General features: G+C 41.4%; 6 protein-coding genes. 3 read left to right on the top strand and 3 right to left on the bottom strand.

The window, feature by feature from the left end; translation table 11 throughout:
• Both RQ973_RS09380 and RQ973_RS09375 read left to right on the top strand, forming a co-directional pair.
• Nucleotides 1-857: dihydroxy-acid dehydratase (locus RQ973_RS09380; RefSeq protein ID WP_311523823.1), on the top strand; the 857-nt coding region annotated here is incomplete at its 5' end.
• 106 nt (nucleotides 858-963) lie between these two features.
• Entirely contained in the window at nucleotides 964-1,332 is a 369-nt protein-coding gene (locus RQ973_RS09375; RefSeq protein ID WP_311523822.1) for a glyoxalase, read from the top strand.
• Between the two features lie 43 nt (nucleotides 1,333-1,375).
• Here RQ973_RS09375 and RQ973_RS09370 read toward each other — a convergent pair whose 3' ends face one another.
• From RQ973_RS09370 to tgt, 3 genes are all read right to left on the bottom strand, one after another.
• Nucleotides 1,376-1,717 carry a metal-sulfur cluster assembly factor gene (locus tag RQ973_RS09370; RefSeq protein ID WP_311523821.1) on the bottom strand — a complete coding sequence of 114 codons (342 nt, stop codon included), beginning with the start codon at nucleotides 1,715-1,717 and terminating at the stop codon, nucleotides 1,376-1,378.
• A gap of 266 nt (nucleotides 1,718-1,983) precedes the next feature.
• Entirely contained in the window at nucleotides 1,984-3,801 is a 1,818-nt protein-coding gene (locus tag RQ973_RS09365; RefSeq protein WP_311523820.1) for an acyltransferase family protein, read from the bottom strand.
• Nucleotides 3,802-3,933: 132 nt separating this feature from the next.
• Nucleotides 3,934-5,076, bottom strand: coding sequence for a tRNA guanosine(34) transglycosylase Tgt (tgt, locus tag RQ973_RS09360; protein WP_311523818.1), 1,143 nt, complete (start codon nucleotides 5,074-5,076; stop codon nucleotides 3,934-3,936).
• Nucleotides 5,077-5,192: 116 nt separating this feature from the next.
• Here tgt and RQ973_RS09355 point away from each other — a divergent pair, with 116 nt between their 5' ends.
• On the top strand, nucleotides 5,193-6,050 hold the full coding sequence (locus RQ973_RS09355; protein WP_311523817.1) for a DUF975 family protein: 858 nt from the start codon (nucleotides 5,193-5,195) through the stop codon (nucleotides 6,048-6,050).
• The last annotated feature ends 105 nt before the right edge of the window (nucleotides 6,051-6,155 follow it).

Below are 6,155 nucleotides of genomic sequence, written 5' to 3'. Positions count from 1 at the left end.
TTGCCCATGCTGCCAATGTTGACTTGTCACTTGAGGACTTCAATACGATCCAAGAACGTGTGCCTCACTTGGCCGACTTGAAACCTTCTGGTCAGTATGTCTTCCAAGACCTCTACGAAGTCGGTGGTGTGCCTGCGGTTATGAGATATCTCTTGGCAAATGGTTTCCTTCATGGAGACCGCATTACATGTACTGGTAAGACTGTTGCTGAGAACTTAGCTGACTTTGTAGACCTTACACCAGGTCAAAAAGTTATCATGCCATTGGAAAATCCAAAACGTGCGGACGGTCCGCTTATCATCTTGAACGGTAATCTTGCTCCTGACGGTGCAGTTGCCAAGGTGTCCGGTGTTAAAGTTCGTCGTCACGTTGGGCCAGCCAAGGTATTTGATTCTGAAGAAGATGCTATCCAAGCTGTCTTGTCAGATGAAATCGTTGATGGCGACGTTGTCGTTGTTCGTTTCGTTGGACCTAAGGGTGGTCCTGGTATGCCTGAGATGCTGTCACTTTCTTCTATGATCGTTGGTAAAGGTCAAGGAGACAAGGTAGCCCTCTTGACAGACGGACGCTTCTCTGGTGGTACTTATGGACTGGTTGTTGGGCATATCGCTCCTGAAGCTCAGGATGGTGGACCAATCGCCTACCTCCGTACAGGTGATATCGTCACTGTCGACCAAGATACTAAAGAAATTTCCATGGCTGTATCTGACGAAGAACTTGAAAAACGTAAGGCAGAAACAACCTTGCCACCACTCTATAGCCGTGGTGTCCTCGGTAAATATGCCCATACCGTATCTTCTGCATCACGTGGTGCCGTTACAGACTTCTGGAATATGGAACAATCTGGTAAAAAATAACTATAAAAATAAGCAGTCGCTAAATGACTGCTTTTTCTAATCCTTTGTGTTATCTCGTGAAATGTGATAAGATAATTGCTCTAACTATGATTATGAAGGAGAGACAATGTTTTCAAAAAATACAGGAATTATGCTCTACGTAGATGATGTAGCAGCTGAGAGAAACTTTTGGTCTGCTATCGGTTTTGAGGTTTTTAATCAATCTGAAATTATGGGTTTTGAAACTTTTGAAATGAAACCTCACACGGACAGTACACTGAATTTTACTGTCTACGCCAAAGACTTTATTCGTCAGGTATCGCCAGAGGTAGTTGATATGAAACCTAGCCTACTCTTTGAGTCAGCAGACCTTCACGGTCTTCATAAACGCCTAGCTACAGTGACTGATACCACTAGTTCGATCAATACTCAACCTTTCCCTAACTTTAACTTTGCAAATCCAAGCGGACACTATTTTGCAGTTAGAGGAATCTAATAACAAAAAGGCTCTCTGTTTATTAGCAGAGAGCTCTTGTTTTTTAGCGCGGTGGTAGTCCAAGTGCTATACGCCCATAGCGACTGATGCGTGTAATCTTCCAGGTAGGTGACCAGGTAACTTCAACCCTGACATCCTCAATTCCTTCAATCTGTTTCAAACCTGCCACGATTTCGATGGGTAAACTTTCTGCACAGTCACAGGCAGTATCGGTGAAGGTCATGACAATTGTACAAAGACCAGCCTCGTCCAAATGAATCTCGTAAATCAAGCCAAGATTATAGACATCTAGTTCCACATCTGTATCGTAAACTTTTTCTAGCTTGTCAATGATTTGATCCCCTAATGCTAAAGCACGATCATTGATTTTGATATCTTCTCTCATTGCATTCCCTCCATTTGTAAACTGCACCTATTTTCTCATAATTCTGACAATTTGGCAAGTCTTTCCCAATCAAGACTGGATTTGCCATAAAAACTACAGACTAGAAATTAGTCATAGTTTGGACCAAACTGCCCAAAGAGCTAACAACCTAGATCAAGGGGATATTGGCATAGGTTAGAGAAATAAACTCAGACAATGATTGAGTTTCTAAGACATACTTTCTAAAAAGAAAAAGTAGAGAAAAGGTCATCTCTACTTTTTAAATATTATTTTGACTTCACAGGTTTATCTGCCAAGGCCTTGATAGCTGATGCTATCGTTTCTGCGTAGAGCTTAGCTCCCTCTTCTAGTTTGGCATTATCACTTCCAAAGTGAACCTGATCCGTTCCTTTCCAGATGTCTGGATGATCTTTAGATACCTGATTCCAGTCTGCAACCTCAATGTAAGGATACTTTTGAGCCACTTCACGCACATAGCTAGCATACTGTTCTACATAAGGCTGAGTTGCTTGAGTTGTATCACCCTCATAAGGTGTCATAAGTACAAGTTGATGTCCCTTAGGTAGATTTGTTATCAAAGAATCGATATCAGCCTTATAATCCTCAGGGTTATTCACTCCAGTAGCAATAACGACTATTTTAGGGAGGACTTTATTCTGACTGTGATTGAGCATAATAGCATTGGCTTGCTTGGTATTTCTGCTTACTTGACTATCTGTCTGAGCGTCTGGTAGAACCTCTTTAAGTCCAGGTGTTGCACGCAAGGTTACAGAATCTCCGATGATGGATACACCTTCGGCAATATTGTAGCGACTAGCTTCTGCTTGATCCGCCATGGTTTTTGTACGGGTGATATTGGTTTGAGCTTGATTAAGGCCATTTACCATCAAATCCGTTTCAAAAGCACCGACTTGGGGAGCAATAAACATCACAATCAGTGTCAGCAAGCTAAGGAAACCGACGCTACCCGCAAAGATTGGTTGAATATGCGGAATTTCTTTTACCTTTTGCAATAAGCTACTGTTCTTCCCTGCAATGAAAGGTTCAATCACATAGAAAGAAAGGCTTGCAAAGAGATAAGAGAAGATAGTGGTGAGAATCACTGCTGGTATATTTCCCATTAATTGGGAGAAAATAATATAAAACGGCCAGTGGAAGAGATATACTGCGTAACTGGTATCAGCTAGGAAGCTAATCACCCTTGGCTCCTCAATATTTGGTGTTTTCTCATGCAAGACTCGAGTAGCAAGAATCATAGCAAGTGCAGCTAAACTTGCCAACAAGAAGCCAAGCAAGTAGGCAAAGAGATAATTGAATTTCACGAAGAAGGTCAATAAGAGCAAAACTCCGAGACCTGCCCCGAATACTAGCAAGGTCTTTTTCAAATCCCAGGTATTATTTAAACGCTTAACAAGAGTAGTCGTTTGACGAACACCTACCAAAGATGCCAAAATACTGCCTAGAAAGAAAGGATAGACGTGAGTAAAGCTAGAAAAGTAGAGCGTCGAGTAGGAAGAAACGATAAAGCTACCGATAAACATTGAAAGAAAACCGATGATAAAGACAGCTGATGATAGAAGAAAGACTAGACCTCTTAATTGTCCAGATGATTTTACCCGCTTGGACAAGAACCAAACTGCCAAGCCCCACAAGATATAGTAATGAACTTCAACCGCTAAACTCCAGTTATGAACAAAGAGATGGGGGATGAACTGAGATTCATAACTTCCTCCTGTTAACATTTCATAGAAGTTAGTCATAAAACCAAGGACACCAGCAATCTGACCACCAATCCCGGCTACATAATCCTGCCGAACCAAGAAAGTAAAGGGCATAACGACGAGAATCATCAAGACGACTGGAGGGAAAATCCGATAAAAACGTCTCCTAAAAAATCCTAGAATATCAATCTTACCTTTTTGTCCAAATTCTTCTAACAGGAGTGACGTAATTAGAAAACCTGAAAAGGTGAAGAAGACGTCAACCCCAAAGAAACCTCCTGGGAAAACCGTCTGAAAAAAATGGTACAAGAGTACCAAGAGTAAGCCTGTAATCCTAATCAAGGAAAACCATTTTATACGCATACGAGTTTATTCTCCGTTCATTAGAGTAGTAAAAAAACCATCTAATGTTCATTCCATACTACCTTTATTTTATCAAAAAAAGAAGAAAAATCCTAAGAGAAAACTTAGGATTTCAGCTTTAGTCTACTAAACTTAGAAATTACGACCTGATTTATTGTAGCCATATTTTTCAACAAAATGCTCACGGAATTCCAAGAGATTGTCATCTATAATAGCCTGACGAACCTGCTTCATAAGATTGAGCAAGAAGTAGAGGTTATGGTAACTGGTCAAGCGGATACCAAAGGTTTCATCAGCCTTGAGCAAGTGACGAAGGTAGGCACGGGTGTAGTTCTTACATGTGTAGCAATCACACTCAGGATCAAGTGGTGTAAAGTCCTCCGCAAACTGGGCATTCTTGACAACCAAACGTCCTTGGCTTGTCATACAAGTTCCGTTACGAGCGATACGAGTCGGCAAGACACAGTCAAACATATCCACACCACGAATAACCCCATCAATCAAGCTATCTGGCGCTCCCACTCCCATCAAGTAGCGAGGTTTATTTTCAGGAAGGAGTTGAGTGGTGAAGTCCAAAACTGCGTTCATCTCTTCATGAGTTTCTCCAACTGCCAACCCTCCGATAGAGTATCCTGGGAAGTCCATGCTGACAAGGTCATGAGCTGACTGACGACGAAGATCTTCAAATCCTGCACCTTGTACAATCCCAAACAAACCTTGGTCATGGGGACGACGATGAGCCTTTAACCCACGCTCAGCCCAACGGCTAGTACGCTCGATTGACTTCTTCACATAATCATAAGGCTGATAAAATTGAGGACATTCGTCAAAGGACATCATAATGTCTGACCCTAGATTGTTTTGGATAGAGATGGCTTTTTCAGGTGATAGAAACATTTTAGAACCATTGAGGTGGTTTTTGAAGGTCACACCTTCCTCTGTAATGTTACGGCTATCTGCTAGGGAATAAACTTGGAAACCTCCACTATCTGTCAAGATAGGCTGATCCCAGTTCATGAACTTATGAAGCCCACCTGCACGTGCAATGAGTTCATCTCCAGGACGAAGCCACAAGTGATAGGTGTTAGAGAGGATAATCCCTGAACCCATCTCTTTCAACTCTTCTGGTGATTGGGTTTTGACCGTTGCTTGAGTACCAACTGGCATAAACATAGGAGTTGGGAAGGTTCCGTGTGGCGTGATAATCTCACCCAGACGAGCTCCCGTGTGTTTTTCTTTTTTAATCAAACGATATTTGATTGGTGAATCTGACATTTTTTACCTCCGAAGCTGGGAAAGACAGTCCCAGTTCTTACTTTGTGCCCAAGGGCATACTGTATGATTCTATCAAAAAAAACAGGAACTGTCACGAACTATGGTATAATGAAAGAATGAAATACCCAAAAATTGATTTAAAAGAAGTTCGTCAACAAGCTAAACAGTTTCAAGCTGAACATCCACGTCTATTGCTTGTCTTTTTATTACCAAGCATTTTTCTGATTCTATCCAGCTTTATAAGCCCATTATCCTTACTTGATGAGGGGATTCTTGAGCAATCCTTCTTTACTTTTTTGATGAGCTTGATCCAGTCCTCACTCTTTCCTCTAGCAATAGGATTTACAAGTTCTATTATCCTAGCTGGTGCTCTGTTTACAACCATTAATCTTTACAGAATTTCCGAGATAGAGCTTTCCTTTAAAGATAGTCTGTCCTTACTTGACAACCGCTTCTTCACCCAGACCTTTCTGACTCTCTTGCTCAAGCGTTTCTATCTCTTTTTGTGGAGCATCCCTAATCTTTTTGGTGTCTACTTGCTCTTTTATAGCAGTGCCATGGCTCGTAAATTTGTAGAACTTCATCCCGAATTTCCAGCCGTAGACGTCACCAATTCAGATATCGAACATTTTCTGCTCACTTTTGCACTCTACTTCTTTGGTAGCGTCTTTCTGATGATTTTGGGAACCATTGCCTATCTGCCACAATACTACGCTTATTCCCAAGTAGAGCTTCTCCTTTGCGATACCCTTGCAATTGGAATTGCCAAGCCAAGCCGCGTACTCAAAACCAGTCGCTTCCTTATGAAAGGCTATAAGTTCCAACGCTTCGTCCTTGATTTACAGCTACTTCCTTGGTATCTCCTTATCTGGATCAGCTTCGGAATTGCGAGCATCCCTACTTTCCCTTATATCTATAGTAGTCAATTCTTCTTTTATCAAAGATTACTCGAAATCAAGCGGAGAAAAGTTTAATGTGAATGATTAAAACCAGCACCTCAATAGAAAGTGCTGGTTGTTTTTATTGGCTCATTGTCAACTGTAGTGGGTTGAATAAAAACTAACATCTGGAGAGGACAA

It is taken from the genome of uncultured Streptococcus sp., from assembly GCF_963511325.1.
Taxonomy (GTDB): Bacteria; Bacillota; Bacilli; order Lactobacillales; family Streptococcaceae; genus Streptococcus.
This window is presented reverse-complemented; position numbering and strand designations above follow the sequence as displayed.